Source organism: Bdellovibrio sp. BCCA (assembly GCF_037996825.1).
Taxonomy (GTDB): domain Bacteria; phylum Bdellovibrionota; class Bdellovibrionia; order Bdellovibrionales; family Bdellovibrionaceae; genus Bdellovibrio.
In genome coordinates, this window is sequence record NZ_JBBNAC010000001.1 from 2,559,223 (window position 1) to 2,577,702 (window position 18,480).

At 45.8% G+C, this 18,480-nt stretch carries 16 protein-coding genes; 12 read left to right on the forward strand and 4 right to left on the reverse strand.

Features of this window, described 5'->3' with window-relative positions; all coding sequences use genetic code 11:
• The first annotated feature begins 66 nt into the window (after positions 1-66).
• The 9 genes from AAAA78_RS12415 to AAAA78_RS12455 all read left to right on the forward strand — a co-directional run bounded on the left by AAAA78_RS12415 (position 67) and on the right by AAAA78_RS12455 (position 10,754).
• Positions 67-3,378 carry a hypothetical protein gene (locus AAAA78_RS12415; protein WP_340592363.1) on the forward strand — a complete coding sequence of 1,104 codons (3,312 nt, stop codon included), beginning with the start codon at positions 67-69 and terminating at the stop codon, positions 3,376-3,378.
• A gap of 84 nt (positions 3,379-3,462) precedes the next feature.
• Positions 3,463-4,248, forward strand: coding sequence for an N-acetylmuramoyl-L-alanine amidase family protein (locus AAAA78_RS12420; RefSeq protein ID WP_340592364.1), 786 nt, complete (start codon positions 3,463-3,465; stop codon positions 4,246-4,248).
• A 25-nt stretch (positions 4,249-4,273) separates the two neighbouring features.
• The gene (gene rph, locus AAAA78_RS12425) at positions 4,274-5,005 is read left to right on the forward strand and encodes a ribonuclease PH (protein ID WP_340592365.1); all 732 of its coding nucleotides are present in this window, start codon (positions 4,274-4,276) and stop codon (positions 5,003-5,005) included.
• Between the two features lie 2 nt (positions 5,006-5,007).
• Positions 5,008-5,601, forward strand: a complete 594-nt coding sequence (gene rdgB / locus AAAA78_RS12430) for an RdgB/HAM1 family non-canonical purine NTP pyrophosphatase (RefSeq protein WP_340592366.1) — start codon at positions 5,008-5,010, stop codon at positions 5,599-5,601.
• A gap of 136 nt (positions 5,602-5,737) precedes the next feature.
• Entirely contained in the window at positions 5,738-6,682 is a 945-nt protein-coding gene (locus AAAA78_RS12435) for a ribose-phosphate diphosphokinase (protein ID WP_340592367.1), read from the forward strand.
• A 111-nt stretch (positions 6,683-6,793) separates the two neighbouring features.
• Positions 6,794-7,447, forward strand: a complete 654-nt coding sequence (locus AAAA78_RS12440; RefSeq protein WP_340592368.1) for a 50S ribosomal protein L25 — start codon at positions 6,794-6,796, stop codon at positions 7,445-7,447.
• An 85-nt stretch (positions 7,448-7,532) separates the two neighbouring features.
• Positions 7,533-8,096 (forward strand): aminoacyl-tRNA hydrolase, encoded by a 564-nt coding sequence (gene pth / locus AAAA78_RS12445; RefSeq protein ID WP_340592369.1) that lies wholly within the window; start codon positions 7,533-7,535, stop codon positions 8,094-8,096.
• 46 nt (positions 8,097-8,142) lie between these two features.
• On the forward strand, positions 8,143-9,243 hold the full coding sequence (ychF, locus tag AAAA78_RS12450; RefSeq protein WP_295905270.1) for a redox-regulated ATPase YchF: 1,101 nt from the start codon (positions 8,143-8,145) through the stop codon (positions 9,241-9,243).
• A 44-nt stretch (positions 9,244-9,287) separates the two neighbouring features.
• On the forward strand, positions 9,288-10,754 hold the full coding sequence (locus tag AAAA78_RS12455) for an amidase (RefSeq protein WP_340592370.1): 1,467 nt from the start codon (positions 9,288-9,290) through the stop codon (positions 10,752-10,754).
• 23 nt (positions 10,755-10,777) lie between these two features.
• Here AAAA78_RS12455 and AAAA78_RS12460 read toward each other — a convergent pair whose 3' ends face one another.
• The 3 genes from AAAA78_RS12460 to AAAA78_RS12470 are packed head-to-tail and all read right to left on the reverse strand — an operon-like array spanning position 10,778 to position 14,903.
• Positions 10,778-11,602: an ABC transporter permease gene (locus tag AAAA78_RS12460; protein ID WP_340592371.1), complete on the reverse strand. Its 825-nt coding sequence runs from the start codon at positions 11,600-11,602 to the stop codon at positions 10,778-10,780.
• A complete protein-coding gene (locus tag AAAA78_RS12465; RefSeq protein ID WP_340592372.1) occupies positions 11,599-12,486 on the reverse strand; it encodes an ABC transporter permease in 888 nt (295 codons plus the stop codon). Before AAAA78_RS12465 ends, AAAA78_RS12460 begins: the two co-directional genes overlap by 4 nt.
• A gap of 41 nt (positions 12,487-12,527) precedes the next feature.
• The gene (locus AAAA78_RS12470; RefSeq protein ID WP_340592373.1) at positions 12,528-14,903 is read right to left on the reverse strand and encodes a transglycosylase SLT domain-containing protein; all 2,376 of its coding nucleotides are present in this window, start codon (positions 14,901-14,903) and stop codon (positions 12,528-12,530) included.
• Positions 14,904-14,949: 46 nt separating this feature from the next.
• On the opposite strand from AAAA78_RS12470, the gene radA reads away from it, so the two are divergent.
• From radA to AAAA78_RS12485, 3 genes are all read left to right on the forward strand, one after another.
• Positions 14,950-16,341 carry a DNA repair protein RadA gene (radA, locus tag AAAA78_RS12475; protein ID WP_340592374.1) on the forward strand — a complete coding sequence of 464 codons (1,392 nt, stop codon included), beginning with the start codon at positions 14,950-14,952 and terminating at the stop codon, positions 16,339-16,341.
• A gap of 471 nt (positions 16,342-16,812) precedes the next feature.
• Entirely contained in the window at positions 16,813-17,205 is a 393-nt protein-coding gene (locus AAAA78_RS12480; protein ID WP_340592375.1) for a Crp/Fnr family transcriptional regulator, read from the forward strand.
• Between the two features lie 2 nt (positions 17,206-17,207).
• The gene (locus AAAA78_RS12485; protein WP_340592376.1) at positions 17,208-17,495 is read left to right on the forward strand and encodes a hypothetical protein; all 288 of its coding nucleotides are present in this window, start codon (positions 17,208-17,210) and stop codon (positions 17,493-17,495) included.
• A 304-nt stretch (positions 17,496-17,799) separates the two neighbouring features.
• Here AAAA78_RS12485 and AAAA78_RS12490 read toward each other — a convergent pair whose 3' ends face one another.
• The gene (locus tag AAAA78_RS12490; RefSeq protein WP_340592377.1) at positions 17,800-18,468 is read right to left on the reverse strand and encodes a beta-sandwich domain-containing protein; all 669 of its coding nucleotides are present in this window, start codon (positions 18,466-18,468) and stop codon (positions 17,800-17,802) included.
• Between the last annotated feature and the right edge of the window lie 12 nt (positions 18,469-18,480).

Sequence of the window (18,480 nt, forward strand, 5' to 3'; positions counted from 1 at the left end):
GATTTATCTCAATTTGAAGCAAAATAAAAACTCATATTTGTTTGCAATTGTGCCGATAAGATGTTCATGGACACACTCAGGAACGTTTTTGTATTTGTGGTGCCCGTACTTTTTCTTTTCGCCTTCCCGGCCGAATCTTCTCCTTTGAGTCTTAGTTACCAAGGGCGAATACTCAAATCCGACGGCACACCACTGCAGTTTAATAATGTCAGCTTTCTTTTTGAAATCACATCTGCTGATGGAAATTGCGTTTTGTATCGCGAGCAAAAAGACGCCGTAAACATGCAAAATTCAAACGGTGTTTTTGATGTTCCCATTGGTTTAGGAACACGTTTGTTCCCGACGGGTCCGGTGTTTTCACTTTCTGATATCTTCGTCAATGGTGTGACTCACTCTTGTGCTGGTAGTGGAACTTGGGTCGCTTCTAACTCCGCCGAGCGCCAACTCAAAGTTCAATTTCATGATGGTTCTGGTTGGAATGTTATTTCTCCGGCCAATATAATTCGTTCAGTTCCGTTTTCTTACACAGCTTATTCTGCGCAGAAAATTGCTGATAAGTCTTTAAATGATCTTTTATTAAAAACGTCAGCTCCCATGACAGCTTGTTCGGCGGGACAGGTCATTACTTGGAACGGAACAAGTTTCACATGCGTCACCGATGCTGGCGGCTCTGGAGTGGTGTCTGATGTTCTAGCGGGAACAGGTGTTGTTGTGAGCGGCACGGCGACAAAAACGGTGGGCTTAGCAAACACCTCTGTCACGGCTGGCAGTTACGGATCAGCCACGCAGGTCCCAACATTTTCTGTCGATGCTCAAGGCCGTTTGACATCCGCTTCTTCCGTGACGATTTCAGGAGTCGCTCCGGGAGGAAGTGCCGGAGGAGATCTTTCCGGCACTTATCCAAATCCCACCGTTAGTAAAATTGCCGGAAAAAATCTTGCGGTCTCTTCGCTGACAGCGGGAAATATTCTTAAATATGACGGCACGGATTGGGTGAATGTAATTCCATCTTCTGCAGATTTATCAGACGCTGGTTCTCTTTTAAAATCTTCGCAAATGCCTGCGACCTGTGCTGTAAATCAAACTCTCAGCTTTGTTTCACCAACAGGTGCATGGACGTGTTCGACGATTGGATTAAACTGGTCGCAAATCACTAGCGGAAAGCCCACGACTCTTTCGGGCTATGGCATCACAGATAAACTTGTCAGCAATGCAGGCGCCGGAGCCCCTTCAGATATCGTATCACTACAAGCTGGGGTAAATGCCTCAAAACCTGCCGCAGGAACTGCAGGACGAATTTATTTTGCAACAGACACAAAAGAAATTTATCGCGATGATGGCGCTTCGTGGATTCGCCTGGCGACAGAATCAGGAACAAGTACAGCCACAATCAATAATGTTATTGCCGGAACGGGATTAAGTGGCGGAGGATCTTCGGGGGCGGTGACATTGAATCTTGCAAATACAGCTGTCACCGCCGGCACTTATGGTTCTGCGACACAAGTAGGAACTTTCACTGTGGATGCTCAAGGTCGACTGACAGCGGCTTCCAATGTCACAATCTCTGGCGTTGCACCTGCAGGTTCTGCTGGTGGTGATCTTAGCGGGACTTATCCAAATCCTGTTGTTCAAAAAATTCAAGGAACTGCGGTGTCGTCATCCTCACCAGGCGGAGTGGGTCAGGTGCTTCGATATCAAACGGGACAATGGGTTCCTGCATTTTTGGGAATTGCCGACATACGATCTGCGATCACACCTTTTGGTGGCGCTTTTGCCAGCGCAGCGTGCACCGCTTCGGAATCACTTTATTATCAATCCGCTTCGGATAGTTTTAAATGTCAAAGCATCAACATTGATGCAGCTCAGATTACGAGCGGCGTGATTGATTCCGCACGCTTGCCTGCAAGTGCAACTTTGTGGCAAGACGACGGCAGTGGAAAAATTTATTACAACACTGGCAATGTCGGCGTTGGAACAACCTCCCCGGGATATTTGCTCGATGTAGCCGGAAACGCCAACGCTCAAAAAATCTGTATTGCCGGGGACTGCCGCTCTTCATGGCCCGCAGCTGGAAGTGCTTCGACGACACCTCTTGCCACCCGTCTTGAAGCCAGTGACATTGCTGCTGGCGGATATGCAGCAGCGACAGATCTAACTCCCGATTTAAATGCGACTACTCTAAACACCTTGGGAGGAGCCAATCTCGCAGCAAACCGCGTGGATATTCCTTCCGATGGCGTTTATCTTCTGGAAGCTCGTGCGAATTTCTGCCCACAAACAACCCACTATTCAGCTATAAAACTCTATCAAAATGGAACTCTTATTCAGTTCGCCGTTTCGCCCACGGCCGCGGGTTGCCAGACTACGACCTCCACAATAACCAAAAGCTTAACTGTCGGTGACAAAATCACCATGACACTTTTTGATTCACAAAATGGTCCGACGATGGGCATTCAAAGAATTTCTTTGACCGTTATTAAATTAAACTCCGCTGGGACAACAATTTTAGGTGATGCTGATGGCAACACAAAAGTGGAAGTTGAACGCTCTGTGAATGATGACACTCTTCGTTTGGTCACGGCAGGAACAGACCGCGTGACCGTCACGAGTACCGGCAACGTCGGCATTGGCACAACGACACCAGCTGCGACATTAGATGTTAACGGCGGCGTGAAGTTAGGAACAACGAGCACGTGTGATGCCTCTGCCGAAGGAACCATGCGCTACAATTCGACGAAAAAAGCGATGGAGTTTTGTAACGGCAGCGAATGGAATTTAATAAACCCTCCGCAACCAGTCGTTTTTCATCGCATGATGAATGCAAAATGGATTTGCGATAACGGAACACACTCACTGACACCAAGTTACACCTCGGACCGTTGTACCTACACTGTTGTCACAGACAACCAGAAATTGCTGACGATTCCCCTTACAACAGCGGGGCAATTGTCGACCACCGGAACCTACCATCTTAAGATTCGCTATCATCAGGCGATGTTGACGAGTGATAATGATATTGGCCTCGGCATATCCGACGGTACCAACGCTATAATTTTCACTCGCAACGACTCCGCCAACGCCACTCTTGGAAACTGGGCCGTGGCTCCGGATGCAGCTTCCTATAACTTTACTGGAACTCAATTCACAAACATTCCAGCGACGTCTTCTAACTGGGAAAACTTAAACATGCATTTAATAATTAAAAATGGAAGCACCTGGGCCAGTACAAGTGTTGACAGCAACGTTGAACCAGCACGAGGCTTCTCTCCAACGGCACTTAATCTTAATAACGCTTTAAAGCTTGTCCTCTGGGGTAATAATGCCGCCGAACAATACGGCATCTATTCTATTGAAGTCACGATCACGCGAGATCAGTAAAAGACCGAGACCTTGGTCTCAGAGCGCTTTTCGCAGGGAGTCTCTAGACTCGACAAGGTTTGCGGGAGTTTCTATCCTAAAAAAATGAATCTTTTCTCTCTTAAAAAGCTCGTTCTGGCTTCTGCCCTTTTGTGGTCCGCTCCCACGTGGGCTATGCATATTATGTTAGATCCAGGACATGGTGGCGTTGATACAGGCGCTGTTCATGGCGCTGCGAGGGAAGCTGATTTAGTTTTAAAAGTCGCGCAACGACTGAAAGCTCTTTTAGAAAAAGACGAACAATTCAAAGTGACTTTGACTCGCGCACAAGATCGCAACATCAGCCTTCCTGCCCGAGTGAAAATGGCGGAAGACGCAAAAGTGGATTTATTTGTAAGTCTTCATGCAAACGCAGCTTCCGATCAACGTGCAAAAGGTGTTGAGTTCTTTTTCCAAAATAACTTACCACCGGATGAAGAGAGTTTGTTTCTAGCAAGCCAAGAAAATCAGATGATTCTCAATAGCAAAGAGCTTCATGATATTTCTGGCGGAGATGAGCTTTCTAAAAAAGGCGATATCGCCGCCATCATCGAAGACTTGCACCGTCAAAATCGCATGGCGAGCAGCCTTCGTCTGACGCAGACTTTGACACACGTGTGGAATAACGACGAAAACGCTTCGCAAGCCACCATCAAGCAAGCGCCGTTTTATGTGATTTCAAAAACAAGTATGCCTTCTGTTTTAATTGAAATTGGTTTCCTCACAAATCCGCGCGAGGCCAAAAAGCTTTTAACGACGGACTATCAAGCGGATCTTGCTCAAAAAATCTACAGCGCTTTGCTCTCGTACAAAGAAAAGATGGACAATCGCACAGCAAAAACCTTAAATTAGCCCTTGTCTTTACAAGGAGCTTTCTATGCGCGCTGACGGGCGTCTTTTCGATCAATTACGACAAATTAAAATCACTCCCCACGTCTCTGAATACGCCGAAGGTTCTTGCATCGTTGAATTTGGAAAGACAAAAGTTCTTTGCACAGCGACCTACGAACCCAAGGCTCCGCAATGGCTGGCTGGTACCGGTTCTGGTTGGGTGACGGCTGAATACGGTATGCTTCCTCGCTCGACACACACGCGTATTAAACGTGAAAAATCAATGACAGGTGGTCGCACTCAGGAAATCTCAAGATTGATTGGCCGTTCTTTGCGTGCGGCGATTGATTTAAAGCTTTTGGGTGAAAGACAAATCATCGTGGACTGTGACGTTTTGAACGCCGACGGTGGCACTCGCACAGCTTCTGTGACAGGCGGCTTTGTAGCTTTGGCATTAGCTTGTAAAAAGTTAGCGGACCTGAGCGAAATCAAAAAATTTCCTCTTGTGAATTATGTCTCTGCAATCAGTGTAGGCCTTCACAACGACAACATCTTGCTTGATTTAAATTACGATGAAGATTCTGCTATCGGCACTGATATGAACTTTGTCATGACCGACAAAGGACATTTCGTTGAAGTGCAAGGAACTGCTGAACACGTCCCTTTCACTCGCGATCAACTTTTCAAAATGATGGACGTTGCCGAAAAAGGATGTCGTGAACTTTTCATTCATCAAGCGTCTATCGTGGGCGAAATTTATAAAATTGCTGGGAAATAAAAATGGAACTTTGGATTGCGACAGGAAACAAAGGAAAACTAGCAGAGTACAAACTTCTTTTGCGTGAGCTTCCGGATTTGAAGGTGTTCTCTCAAGGAGATATTCCCTCTTTCACTCCCCGCCCTGAGGATGGAAAAACATTTGAAGACAACGCTCGCATCAAAGCCAAAACTTTGCGTGCGGTGAAAAACAATGTGTGGGTTTTAGGTGAAGACTCAGGGCTTGTTGTTGAAGGTCTCAATGGTCTGCCTGGAGTTCACTCCGCTCGTTATGCAGGCCCTAAAGCTTCTGACAGTGAAAATGTCGCAAAACTTTTAAAGATGATGGCTTTAAAGCCGATGCCTAATCGCAATGCAAAGTTCGTTTGTTCGACAGTGGTCTATACTCCGACCGGCGAAGAATGGGTCTTTACAGGAGAGATGAAAGGCACGATTGCCACAAAACCAGCAGGTCTTCTTGGCTTTGGCTATGACCCTGTTTTTATCCCTGAAGGACAAACCCAATCGCTGGCAGAATTGGGCCCTGGCCACAAAAATCTGCACTCACACCGCTCTCAGGCATTGAAAGCGTTCTTAGAGAAGCTTAATAGCCTCTAACTAGCCGAAATCCCCCTGAAAAATATGCAAAGCCGCAGAGTGGAAAATGCGGCTTTTTTCTTTGAAGAGATAGACAAAAACAGCATCGATTGCTAGGTTCTTCCAAATGCACTTTTAACTCAGGAGACTACGAGTGATGAAGGGCCTAAAAATCTTTACCGCCAATGCCAATCCGTCCCTGGCAAAGAAGGTAGCCGAAGCCGCAGGTGTTGAGCTTGGTTACTGTGAAGTAAGCAGTTTTGCCGATGGGGAAATCCAAGTCGAAATTCATGAGAGTGTTCGTGGACAGCATGTGTTTGTTGTTCAAAGTACGTGTCCTCCCGTGAATCAAAATTACATGGAGCTTTTTGTGATGCTCGATGCTTTAAGAAGAGCATCGGCCGCCTCCATCACCGCCGTCATCCCGTATTACGGGTATGCCCGCCAGGACCGCAAAGTCGCTCCTCGCGCGCCGATCTCTGCCAAATTGATGGCGGATTTGCTGACGACAGCCGGAGCTACCCGCGTAGTTTCCGTGGACCTGCACGCAGCCCAAATCCAAGGTTTCTTCAACGTTCCGGTGGACCACTTGTTTGCGATTCCGACTTTAGCTCGCGCTTGGCGTGAGGCTTATGGTCAGGGCTCCGAATTTGTTGCGGTGAGTCCAGACGCTGGCGGGGTTGAAAGAACCCGTGCCTTTGCCAAACGTATTGAGTCTTCCATGGCGATCATCGATAAACGCCGTTCTGGCCCTAATGAGGCAAAAGCTTTGCACTTAATTGGGGATGTCACTGGTAAAACGGCCGTTATTGTCGACGATATGATTGATACGGCGGGAACTCTTACACAAGCAGTTGACAGCCTCTTGAAGAATGGGGCAAAAAGGGTGTTCGCCGTTGCAACGCACCCTGTTTTTTCAGGGCCTGCGATCAGTCGTCTGAAAGAAAGCCCTATCGAAAAAGTATGGGTTACCGACACGATCCCGCTCAGTGAAGCGGCGAAAAACTGTGGAAAAATCGAAGTGGTTTCAGTCGCTCCTGTTTTGGCAGAGGCGATTAAACGAATCCACGGAAATGATTCCGTCAGTTCGTTATTTGATTAGGCCGGATGGCCACAGTGCCGAAGCGCCGAACGGCGCGTAGGCTGGAGTAGCTTTTAACCCCAGAAATGGGATTTTATTAACAATCCTCTATTGGACTAGAAGGAAAAAAACATGAAAAACAGAATTGAATTAAACGTTGAACCACGCGAAATCGGTAAACACAACAGCCGCGCACTTCGCAACTCTCGCAACGTTCCTGCAGTTATCTACGGTGCAGTTGAACCTATCAACGTAGCAGTTGGTGAAAAAGAAATCGTTAAGTACAACACTCGCGCTTACGAAAATGCTCTTTTCACTTTGAAATCTAACGACAAAAAAGCCAACGGTATCGTTGTTCTTGTTAAGTCCGTAGACGTTCACCCACTTTCTCGCCGTCCTCAACACGTTGACTTCTTCGCGTTGGATCTTAAGAAAGCTGTTCGCGTTAACGTTGAAGTTCGTCTTGAAGGTAAACCAATCGGTCTTTCTGAAGGCGGTTTGTTGAACGTTGTTCTTCGTTCTGTTGAGGTTGAAGTATTGCCAACGGATATCCCAGAGTTCTTGACTGCTGATATCTCTAACTTGGGCGTAGGCGATGCTCTTCACGTTTCTGACTTGAAAGTTTCTGGTTCTGTTAAAGTTATCACTGGTGCAGAACAAACTATCGCGGTTGTTAACGCTCAAGAAGAAGAAGTTGTTGCAACTCCTGCTGCCGCTGCTCCAGCTGCTGCTGCCACTCCGGCTGCTGCTCCTGCTGCTGCAAAAGCACCTGCTGCGAAAAAGTAATTCGCTCAGCGCTAATAGCAAAACATCTCAAAGGCAGCTCACCCGAGCTGCCTTTGCTTTTTAACCTGATAGAGGTTTTTGAATTATGTGGTTGATCGTAGGATTAGGAAATCCCGGTGGAGAATATAAACTCACTCGCCATAACATCGGATTTATGGCTGTCGATTATTTCCTGGAAGGCCTCGGCAATCCTCCTGTGCAAAACAAATTCAAAGCAGAAATCGCGCAAGTGAAGTGGAAAGACCACCAACTGATTTTCTGTAAACCTCAGACGTATATGAATCTTTCTGGCGAATCGGTGCAGCCTTTGATGGGCTTTTATAAAATTCCGATGGATCATCTCATTGTTATGCACGATGAAATTGATCAGCCCTTTGGTCAGATGAAAATCCAAAAAAACCGCGGTCACGGCGGCCACAACGGAATCAAAAGTATCTCGGGTTTGCTGGGCTCTGCGGACTATATTCGCCTGCGCCTTGGTGTGGGTCGTCCCGTCAATCCGAATATACCAGTTGCTGACCACGTTCTTGGCAAATTCTCGAAGGAAGAATTCGAGAAAATGCCTGATTTCCTCAACCGCGGCCTTGATGCTGTCGAAAGCATTATCCTTGATGGAATTCAAAAAGCTTCGACAAAATTCAATGGGTAAGCTACATTCACACAGTTGTTTTTGATCACTTTTCTAAGGGGCTCTCATGGCTTTACAAGTCGGTATCGTAGGTTTACCAAACGTAGGTAAAAGTACGCTTTTTAACGCTCTGACATCTGCAAAAGCAGAGGCGGCGAACTATCCTTTCTGTACGATTGATCCTAACGTGGGCGTTGTGACAGTTCCAGATCCTCGCATGGATAAAATCACGACTTTCATTAAGCCACAAAAAGTGATCCCTACAACGATGGAGTTCGTGGATATCGCAGGTATCGTTAAGGGAGCTTCTCAAGGTGAAGGTTTGGGGAACCAATTCCTTTCTCATATTCGTCAGACAGATGCGATTGTTCACGTGGTTCGTTGTTTTGACGATCCAAATATCGTGCACGTTTCTGGTTCTGTAGATCCAATCCGTGACATCGAAGTGATCAACACGGAATTGCTTTTGGCGGATCTTGATTCTGTTGATAAAAAATATGCGCGCATCGAGAAGATGGCGAAGAACACAACAGACAAAAAATTAAAAATGGAAGCGGAAGTCACTCGCAAAGTGAAAGAGGCTTTGGGTAAAGGTCTGCCTGCTCGCTCTGTGGCGTTGGATGATCTTGAAATGCCGTTTTTGCGTGAAATGCATTTGTTAACTGCTAAGCCAGTACTGTATGCAATGAACGTGTCTGACACGGACTTCGCGGCTGGCGGTAACGATTGGACAAAAGCTGTTGAAAAACGCGCGGCTGAAGAAAACAACAATACGATCTTGATCTGTTCTGCGATGGAAGCAGAGATTTCTCTTCTTCCTCCCGAAGAGCGTAAAGAATTCCTTGAAGCGATGAACGCGGAAGAGCCAGGTTTGAATCGTTTGATCCGTGAAGCTTACAAACTTTTGGGTCTACAAACTTACTTCACGGCGGGTGAAAAAGAAGTTCGTGCTTGGACAATCCGTGCTGGAACAAAAGCTCCACAGGCTGCGGGTGTGATCCATACGGATTTCGAAAAAGGTTTCATCCGTGCTGAGACTTATCACTGCGAAGATTTGTTTTCTTACAAATCTGAACAGGCTGTGAAAGAAGCTGGTAAATATCGTCTTGAAGGAAAAGAGTACATCGTTAAAGATGGAGACATCTTGTTCTTTAGATTCAACGTTTAAAACGTTTCAGGAGAAAGGGAGCTTCGGGCTCCCTTTTTTATTTTATGAACGAACTACTTAAGATTTCTGCCACGGATATTGCTGCTCGAATCGCTAAAAAAGAAATTTCTCCTAGTGAAGTTCTTGAAATTCACATTGAACGTATTGAACAGGTCAATCCCTCTTTAAATGCCATGGTGGAAGACGATTTTGTTCGTGCTCGAAAACTGGCGCATGAACAAACGGAACTTTTGGCAAAAGACAATTCTTCTTTGCCTCCCCTCTTTGGAGTTCCCTTTACCGTAAAAGAAATGTTTTCTTATGCCGGCATGAAACGCACCGGTGGCAGCATTCATCACAAAAATGATGTGATGGATTGGGATGCGACTGTTGTTTCGCGTATGAAAAAAGCGGGCGCGATTCCGATGGGCACAACGAACGTTCCTGAATTGGGTTTTTGGTTTGAGTCTTTCAACCCTGTTTATGGTCGCACGAATAATCCCTACAACTTCGGTCGCACGTGCGGCGGAAGCAGTGGTGGCGAAGGCGCCTTGCTAGGTGCAGGAGCAACACCTCTTGGACTTGGCAGCGACATCGGCGGAAGCATTCGTATGCCTGCGGCTTTTTGTGGTGTGTTTGGGCATAAGCCTTCTCGTTATTTGTTGCCTTTGACGGGACATTTTCCTTTTTCGCGGGATGATTTTAAAAACATGGTGGGTGGGAAATATCCTTTCACTTCCATGGGACCGATGACTCGTAAGGCGAGTGATCTTTATACGATGACGAAAATTTTAATGGGCTCTGACGGGATCGATTTAGAGACTGTCAAAAATCCAATTCTGGGAGAGCGCACTCACGAATGGGCTGACAGAAAAGTTTTAATCTGCCCTTCTCCAGTTTTTCATCGTGCTCGTTCCACGGATGACGAAATGGCTCAGGTCGTGCGCAATTGCGGGAAGTTGTTTGAAGAATTGGGTGCGCACGTTGAAGAATTGGATCCGCGCTTTTTTGTGCGCGGAACCGATTTGTGGTTCTCCGCTTTGCAATCCTCAAAGGGCAAAAAACTGTATCAAACGCTTCGTGGTCCCAATAAAAATCTTTCGATTGGCAAAGAGCTTTTGAAAGTCGCTTTAGGAAGAGGTGACTACACCTTCCCGAACCTTATTGTCTCTTTGGGTGAGATGTTTGATAAAAGCGAAAAAGACTTCACTGAAGATCTGGCCGCTTTACAAAAAATGAAACACGAGTTGGATGAAAAACTTGGTGAAGATGGAATTCTTTTGATTCCTCCCCATCCGCGTGTCGCGCCGAAACACCGTGCGCCTTTGTGGTCGCCGTTTGATTTTATTTATGCGGGATTTTTTACGACGACGGGACATCCGGCAACGGTGGCTCCGATGGGTTTGAATCCCGAAGGATTGCCATTGAGTGTGCAGATCGTTTCTCGGCACATGAACGATCATCTGACTTTGTCATGCGCTGAGTTTTTGGAAACCACTTTTGGTGGCTGGCAACCGCCACAGGCTTTTTAAAACTGATTACAGAGGGTAAAAGCTTAAATTTTGAATTTCGCTTTTATAAAATCCAGAAGGATGTGAAAGCTCCACACTGTTAAGAACAAAACCAACGATGGAAACAAAATCAAATGCGGAAAGCTTGAAAGTGTTTTCCATCCTTCTCGAACTAAAATTCCCCAACTCGTGTATGGCGGATGAATTCCCAACCCGATAAAGCTCATAAAACTTTCATACAAAATATTTGTAGGGATCTGCATCGCCATCACGATCAATAATGTTCCGAGCATATTTGGCAGGATATGGCGAAGCATAATATGAGTGCTGGTTCCGCCCAGTGCCAAGGCCGCTTCCACATAGGGCTTTCGCTTGATTTCTAAAACCATGCCTCTGGTAACGCGTGCAAGACTCATCCAGTGTGTCGCTGAAATTCCAAGGCAAAGACTGAGGAGCGCTTTGTAGTAAAGATCTTCCATCGGAAGCATCAACTGCATGGTTAAACATAAAATGGAAACTAAGATAAAGCTTGGAAGCGCCATGAGAATGTCGCAAAGACGCATCAACACACGGTCCGTAACACCCTCGAACCAGCCGGCCAAAGCTCCGTAAGTAAAACCGAAAACGAAGGACAATAGAGAACACACCAGTCCTACAAGAAGAGAAATTCTTGCACCTAGAAGAACTCTTGAAAAAACGTCCCGCCCTAAAGAGTCCGTTCCAAACCAATGCTCGCGCCCTGCTCCTACTAAAATGCTTTCAACGTTTTGTTCTAATCCTGTCGAGAATCCTAAGACAGGGTAAAACAGCGTCATAAAAATCAAGAGAGTAAGAAAGCTGATAGCAAAAATCACAAATGACTTTTTCATGCTTCCTCTCTTAATCTTGGATCTACGAATTTCAAAAGCACATCAATAAGGGAATTCACAATAATTAAAAGAGTTCCGTAAAACAACGTAAGGCCCATGATTAGAGTATAATCCCGATCATTGAGAGCCGAGATAAACTCCGTTCCCAGTCCCGGCACCGCAAACAGCACTTCCACAAGGAAAGAGCCGGAAAGCAAAGAAACAATCAGCGGCCCCACATAGCTAAGAAAAGGAATGAGCGAATTTTTTAGCACGTGGTTGATAAGGATCTGCCACGTCCCAACCCCTTTGGCTTTGGCTGTTCGGACGTAATCCTGATGAAAGTTTTCATTTAAAGAGTTCTTTAGTAAACGCACCAAAGACGCCAAAGGGCGCAAACTCAAAGTTAGAAGCGGTAAAATATAATGCGCGGGACTTGTAAGAAAAGCCACCGGTAAAAGATTCCAATAAAATCCGAAAAGGTAAATCAGCAGCGGCCCCCAAAAAAGACTGGGTAAAGATAAAAAAGCGATCACGCTTTGGTCGATAGTGCTTTCAATCCAAGAATCACGATAGCGAATGGCCAAAATGGAAACAAGAATCGATCCTGCTAAGATAAACACTAACGACAATCCGTTCAGCGCCAGCGTATTTGTCAGCCCTTGTCCGATGATCTCAGCTACGGTGCGCTCAGGTCGCGCCATTGAGACGCCCATGTCCCCTTTGACAAGACCTTGCAAATAGGACCTCGCCTGCAACAGCCACGATTGTTCGACTTGCCAATGTTCATTGAGTTTTTCTTTTACCAGGGGATTTAAGGCGATATCTTGATCAAAAGGTCCTCCAGGAAGAACCTTCAGTAAAAAAAACGTAAGCGCCGCAAGTATCACCAGCGACGCCAACATTTCAAATATTTTTTTTAAGACGAAACCGAAAACGTTCTCTCTCAAATGTCATCCCAATTTTCTTTTCCCGCAAGTTCGCTGTTCACTTTCACTGGAACCGCGCCCGCCATGTAAGAGAAAAGATCTTTTTTGTTGCCGTACAATTGTGCGTAAATATAAGAATTCGAAACAACGCGTTTTACGTAGTTGCGAGTTTCCAAAAACGGAATGTGTTCAATGAACTCATCCGTCTCAAGATTTCCGAAACTCACGAGCCAGTTTTTCACACGGTGAGGTCCCGCATTGTAACCGGCTGCGACAAGTGGAATCGTATTTTCAAAACGATCCATCAAGCGTTTCAAATAACGAGAACCGACTTTCACAGATGTTTCAGGCTGTAAAAGCATGGGTGCTTTAAATTCTTTATCGCCTAACAAGGTTGCAACTTTGTGACCTGTGAATGGCATCACTTGCATCAAACCCAATGCTCCGACCGGAGAAATGGCGTCACGGCGATAGTTGGTCTCTGCTCTCATGATACCCCAAACAAGTTCTTCAGGAACTTCGAACTTCTTTGTGTATTTTTCAACAACGTCAGAGTAAGCGCGAGGATACGCGAACTCCCAAAGATAGCGGATACCATCCAAACCGTGAGCGGCACGTTGTCCACCAAAGTTGATTTGTGCAATGTAAGATGAACGGTTGAAGTGACCTGCCGTATTGTATTCACCCATCAACGTGCGCAGATATTCTCTGTTCGACGTTTTTCTTTCGATATCATACAAATCCCAGCGAGCCCATTCATTTTCACCCAAGATCATCATATCGCGAGCGCGCTCAAAACGTTTCATCAAAACGGGATTCGAGAAAGTAGTTACTTTTTCTCCACCCGTTTCTGAGTCATCAGAAGCTGCAACATCAACGGACTTCATATCAGGATTGTCGGCAACACCCGCTTCAGCTTCTTCGTCCTCGCCTTTTTCATCATCTGCAGAGTATTGAGTGAGGATGAGGTTTTCTTCTGATTCACCTTCATCACCGCGATACTCTTCTTGTGCAGTTGGCATCAAAAATTCGCCTGCAGAGAATCGAGAGATCAAACGTGGCTGCGTTGGCAAAGAAGACTGCGCCAACTTAGTGGAAGCCTTTGTTTCATCCATTTTCTTAAGACGCGCTTGAGCTGCGATGGAATAGTATCCCATAAGAGGGTCGCGAGACAGACTTTCCATCATGGATTTTGCTTGATCCATTTTTCCTTGGCGGAAAAGGCTCATCGCCATCCAGTAGCTGAGTCTATCTTGAGGGAAGGATTTCCAACCGCGTTTGTTGCTGCGCTTTTGCACGTTGAGATTTGAGAAAGCCTTGTAAGCCCCTTGATAATCTCCTTTTAAATATTTAAGCCAAGCAAGATGCCATTGAGCATCGCGATTCAAACCTGACTTCGGATACACTTTCATAAATTCTTGGAAGCGACGAGCAGCTCCATCGTAATCTTGGAACTGGTAGCTTAAAAACGCTGATTGATACAACGCCTGACGACCCGTTTTTGATTTTGGGCTCATCTTATAAGCAGAGTAATAAGAACCTACTGCTAACTGCACTTCCCCTGCTCTTGCCGCAGAAGATGCAAATAAAACTAAATAATCGAAATTTCTTTTATTGGCTTCATAGTAGGGTTTTAAAATTTCAACGGCTTTGTTCACTTCCCCTTCTTGGAGATAGAACTGAGCTTGAAGTTTATCGGCAAGATACTTATCTGTCTTAGCCAACTTCTCTTTCATGACGTTGATTTCACCTTGAGCTTTTTGATCAAGACCTGCCCACAACATATAACGAACACGTGTGCGGAAATCCTCCGGAGTTACTCGGCAGTCAGAAGGTTTACCTTCAAATTCGTTAGCCGCAAGATCGACACTCCAATCTTGGACCTTTGGATACGCCGGATATCTTTCGTAAAGTTTCACAAGCCATTTGCACATCTGTCCGTGACGGTTCATACCTTTTTCGGCCACGGCCAAATTGTAGATCACATCCGGATAGTCTTCCGTGTTGCGAGTTCTCTTTTCAAGTTTCGCAAAGTGAGCACTGGCTTGTTTGAAATTTTTCTTTTCAAGTGCGACTTGTCCTAAAAGATTGGAAGCCTCGATCGTCATTTTCACGTTCGGAGACAAATCCAAAATCTTTTTAAGCTCTGTTTCGGCTTGATCTAATTTATTTGTTTTCATGAAAGACTGCGCCAAATAAAAACGCGCGTATTCTTCCAGATTCGTTTTATCTTTTAAAACTCCTTCGAATCCAGGAATAGCTTCGTCGTATTTCGCCGCACGAAATTGCTCGAGAGCCTTTTTAAAAGAATCTAGATCGTTCTTAGGTGTTTGCGCCCCCGCCATGGAGCTAAAAAGTAAAGAAATCACGATGCACTTCAGTGCGTTCTTCATATGTACAGTCCTTGTATCTCTCATCCAATAATGATACCGAATATCTATGGCAAAATCGAAAACTAAAACGATCTATACCTGTCAAAATTGTGGAGCCCAACGACCAAGGTGGGAAGGGAAATGCTCTGACTGCGGCGCGTGGAACTCTTTCGTCGAGGAATTGCAGATGCCCGAGGTTAAAACTCGAGGATGGTCTACCGGCACACCCGAAAAAGGCGCTGCAGCGTCGAAGCCTGTCTCGCTAGACCAAAGCCTTGAAGAAGTGAAACTCGATCGTTTTGATACAAGTTTCGAAGAACTCAATCGCGTTTTAGGTGGTGGCTTGGCTCGCGGAAGTTTCGTGTTGCTCGGTGGCTCCCCAGGAATTGGAAAGTCCACTTTGCTTTTGCAAATGGCCGGCGGCCTTGCGGAAAACAAACACAAAGTTCTGTATATCTCGGGCGAGGAAAGTGTTTCGCAAACTGGATCACGTGCTCATCGTTTGGGCATTCGCTCCCCGCTGATTGAGATTGGTTGTGAGAGCAATCTTCATAGCATCATGGAGTTGGCTCGTTTTAAAAAGCCAGAGATCTTGGTTGTCGATTCTATTCAGACGATGTTCTTGCCAGATTTGCAAGCAGCTCCAGGATCTGTTTCTCAAGTTCGTGAGTGCGCAGGTCATTTGATGGGACTTGCAAAACAAGAAGGCATCACTGTCATTCTGATTGGTCACGTAACAAAAGATGGAAACATCGCAGGTCCGAAAGTTTTGGAACACATGGTGGACTGCGTTCTGTCTTTCGACGGAGACGCCTCTTACAATTTCCGTTTGCTGCGCGCATTGAAAAACCGTTTCGGTGCCGCACACGAATTGGGAGTTTTCCAAATGAACTCCAAAGGTCTTGAAGAAGTTTCGAATCCTTCTGAATTGTTCTTAGAAGAGCGCGGAGATCAGTTGATCGGCTCTGCCGTTTTTGCTTCGATGGAAGGAACAAGACCGCTTCTGTGTGAAGTGCAAGCATTGACTCTTTCAAGTCCGATGGCGATGCCACGAAGAACAGCGCTAGGCATTGACGTGAACCGTTTGCATTTATTAACGGCGGTTTTAGATCGCCACTTAGATGTGCGCCTAGGTGCGAATGATATTTTCATCAACGTTGTTGGTGGATTAAAACTAATCGAACCCGCTGCTGACTTAGCGGTTGCCGCTGCCATTCTATCGACCCAAAGAAATCATGATCTTGACGCCAAGACATGTTTCTTTGGCGAGATCGGCTTGACTGGCGAAGTGCGCGGAGTTTCGTTCGTGGAAAATAGAATTCGCGAGGGCGACAAGCTCGGCTTCCAACACTTTGTGATTCCATATTCGAACAAGCGACATCTTGCTGAAATCAAACTTTCAAAAGATAAGAAGATTTCGTTCATTAAGAATGTTCAGGATCTGAGTAAGATTATTTAAATTATCGAATAATTAGGTCTAAGAAATGCAAAAAAATATCAGGATGATATTTTTTCGCGCAAGCCCCGAAGGGGTTTCCGGCAGGAAGCCGGAAACAAAAGCGAGAATGGTCTTAGCCAGACTCGCTTTTGGTGGATCTCCTGTCCGAAAACTTACAGGAGGTGTCCGATGCGTAAAACAGCGTACTTACGTATTCGACGCGTTTTGAAGATTACTAAAGGTCTGTTGATGATTGTCTTGTTAATCTTGACGATCGTCGCGAAACTTAAAGCTCTTTAACTCGAACCTCCAACAAGTAACAAAACAGCCCAAGGACCAGTGACTGGGAAACGGTCTGTTCGCCCGGCATGAGTGAAACACGGATGAGTCTGGCGAGGGCAACATGAACTTTTGCAATTGAAATTTAATTGGCTCTCGACATAAATCTACGCATAATTAAAAGAACGACTCACATACAAAAAGGATTTTGTTATGTCGGAAGCACTGAGCGCCATTCAAAAAGAAACCTACAAACCAGGAGACTATGTCTTCTTCGAAGGCGACATCGAAAATCATTTCTACATAGTCGAATCCGGCGTCGTAAATATCTTCACAAAAGACAACATGGGAAAACGAATCCCCATCACCGACATCGTCGACGGAGAATCTTTCGGCGAATTCGCCTTGATCTCAAACAGCCCCCGCTCAGCATCAGCACAAGCCGTAACAGACGTCGTCCTTGTCAAAGTATCCGAAGACGGTTTCAAACAACTCATGTCAGATCTCCCAACATGGGCCGAATGCATGCTAAAATCTTTCGTAGACCGCTTACAAAACATGACAGAAAAAATCCGCGAACTAGAACAAGAAAAAAACCGCGGCTAAGAATGGAAAAGCCCCAGTTTAAGTTCGACGAAAACTTACGCAGCATTCCCGTAGATCCAGAATATCTTAAATCCTACGTTAAAAATATGGAGTCCTCTTTAGACTCCATCACCTCTCCTAAAGAATACGTCAGCGTCATCGGTGAAATCGCCGTCTACTTAAGAGTTTTAGGAGATTTCCAAAAAGCAGAAGAAGCACTCACCATCCGAAAAACAATGAACGCCCCTCAAGATCAAATAGAATCCACTGAGCTAGCAATTCAAAGAACCAAACAGCTTTTAAAAACCTGATTCATTTCCAAAATTTGATTTTATTTATCTTTGGATCGAAGCAAAGACGTCGTGGATTCCGAAGGTGGATTGCCTTGAATATCTGTCCGAAGAGAGGCCTTTGCCGGCGCCACGATGGCGCGAACTACGGCGAAGCCGTAGCGGCAACTGAGCCCGGACGGCGTGCCGACCGAAGCGACGGATATTCAAGGCAATCCACCTTCGGAATCGCACCCGATCTCTGCAATAAGACGAAAGAAAAAAGGCTCCTTTTTGGGGAAAGAGCCTTAGAGTTCAAAAAAGTTTGGGGGGCCTTTTTGAATTGTTAGTAACGAGATGGATAGATGGAAGGAGTTCCATCGTTGGAGATGACACTGATGCTGAGATCAGCATAATCGCCCATGGATTCTGCGCGAATATCAATAGCCACAATACGCTCACCCGCAGTGATATACTCCGAAGTCAAAGTACGACCGGAATAAATAACACCAGAGTATGACAAATTGCTGATCATGATACGACGACCACTTTGTGTGATCGCATATGCTTCATGAATCTGCAAAGCGGCTCTGTAAAGATTCACACGAACATAATCCACATAAGAAGCGTAGTTGAAACTTACGCGCAACCATTCTCCACCAGATCTTCTTGTGACTCCATAAAACTGAACGCTGGCTTCGCCATAGTTGTCGCGTGGGTATTCCGGATAATTTGGATAATCAGGATATGGACGCGGAGGATTTGGATCATGGCGTGGTGGGTTGTAAGGAGGATTGTATCTTGGCGGTGGTGTCACAGGGGGACGATAACCACCATGGCGACCATCACGTTCATCACGGCAATCATAACGACGATAGTCACACTCATCGCGGCGGTCATCTCTGCGGTCGTCACGACGATCTCCCGGACGAGGATCAGGGCGAACTTGTGCAAATGCAGGTGCTTGGAAAAGTGTCGCAGCAACTAAAAGGCAAGACAGAATAGGTAGTTTCATAAAGACTCCTTG

Bases quoted from the DNA above. Each gene is read 5' to 3' on its own strand.
- AAAA78_RS12415 (WP_340592363.1), top strand. From the start codon at position 67: ATGGACACACTCAGGAACGTTTTTGTATTTGTGGTGCCCGTACTTTTT.
- AAAA78_RS12420 (WP_340592364.1), top strand. From the start codon at position 3,463: ATGAATCTTTTCTCTCTTAAAAAGCTCGTTCTGGCTTCTGCCCTTTTG.
- rph (WP_340592365.1), top strand. From the start codon at position 4,274: ATGCGCGCTGACGGGCGTCTTTTCGATCAATTACGACAAATTAAAATC.
- rdgB (WP_340592366.1), top strand. From the start codon at position 5,008: ATGGAACTTTGGATTGCGACAGGAAACAAAGGAAAACTAGCAGAGTAC.
- AAAA78_RS12435 (WP_340592367.1), top strand. From the start codon at position 5,738: ATGAAGGGCCTAAAAATCTTTACCGCCAATGCCAATCCGTCCCTGGCA.
- AAAA78_RS12440 (WP_340592368.1), top strand. From the start codon at position 6,794: ATGAAAAACAGAATTGAATTAAACGTTGAACCACGCGAAATCGGTAAA.
- pth (WP_340592369.1), top strand. From the start codon at position 7,533: ATGTGGTTGATCGTAGGATTAGGAAATCCCGGTGGAGAATATAAACTC.
- ychF (WP_295905270.1), top strand. From the start codon at position 8,143: ATGGCTTTACAAGTCGGTATCGTAGGTTTACCAAACGTAGGTAAAAGT.
- AAAA78_RS12455 (WP_340592370.1), top strand. From the start codon at position 9,288: ATGAACGAACTACTTAAGATTTCTGCCACGGATATTGCTGCTCGAATC.
- AAAA78_RS12460 (WP_340592371.1), bottom strand. From the start codon at position 11,602: ATGAAAAAGTCATTTGTGATTTTTGCTATCAGCTTTCTTACTCTCTTG.
- AAAA78_RS12465 (WP_340592372.1), bottom strand. From the start codon at position 12,486: ATGTTGGCGTCGCTGGTGATACTTGCGGCGCTTACGTTTTTTTTACTG.
- AAAA78_RS12470 (WP_340592373.1), bottom strand. From the start codon at position 14,903: ATGAAGAACGCACTGAAGTGCATCGTGATTTCTTTACTTTTTAGCTCC.
- radA (WP_340592374.1), top strand. From the start codon at position 14,950: ATGGCAAAATCGAAAACTAAAACGATCTATACCTGTCAAAATTGTGGA.
- AAAA78_RS12480 (WP_340592375.1), top strand. From the start codon at position 16,813: ATGTCGGAAGCACTGAGCGCCATTCAAAAAGAAACCTACAAACCAGGA.
- AAAA78_RS12485 (WP_340592376.1), top strand. From the start codon at position 17,208: ATGGAAAAGCCCCAGTTTAAGTTCGACGAAAACTTACGCAGCATTCCC.
- AAAA78_RS12490 (WP_340592377.1), bottom strand. From the start codon at position 18,468: ATGAAACTACCTATTCTGTCTTGCCTTTTAGTTGCTGCGACACTTTTC.